We start from the raw sequence: 603 nt of genomic DNA, 5'->3' as shown, positions 1-603 counted from the left end.
ATATTCTTGGAAATTGCTTCTTATAAAAGATGCTCGCGTCCACTATGTAGTTCTCAAACAACAACCCCGTACCACACACCCCACACACACCCCACCCCCAAAAGGAGCAGAACAACCGTGTGATCGGTGCAGCCAGGAAACCAGAAACACAAGTCCCACACCACCGCCACGCACCCTCCCCCGAAGGGAAGGACAACGCGGCCGCGCCATGGTCCTGTTGCCTCAGGACCCAACAGTGTGCCAAACACTAAACCGCGCATCCCCTCTCCCGCACCGTTCCAGGACCACCCGGACTTCCAAAGGAAGCACAGGGGACCGTACTGGGTGCCGGCGAAGAACCGGCGGCCGCTATTTGTTGATATTCCACCCGTGAGCACCCGCCGCAGAACTTGCGTCTGCGCAACGGGCGTACTCCTGACAACCCCACCACACCCGCATACACGGGGCAGAGAAAGTTGTAGGTGCTCCTTAGAAAGGAGGTGATCCAGCCGCACCTTCCGGTACGGCTACCTTGTTACGACTTAGTCCCAATCGCCAGTCCCACCTTCGACAGCTCCCTCCCACAAGGGGTTAGGCCACCGGCTTCGGGTGTTACCAACTTTC

Annotated in this window: 1 rRNA gene; it reads right to left on the bottom strand. The window is 58.2% G+C overall.

From position 1 onward, the window contains the following. Positions 1-472: 472 nt before the first annotated feature. A 16S ribosomal RNA gene (locus AC1DN2_RS21325) occupies positions 473-603 on the bottom strand; the annotation flags it as partial.

This window comes from Arthrobacter sp. 01L42, from assembly GCF_056400005.1.
This window is presented reverse-complemented; position numbering and strand designations above follow the sequence as displayed.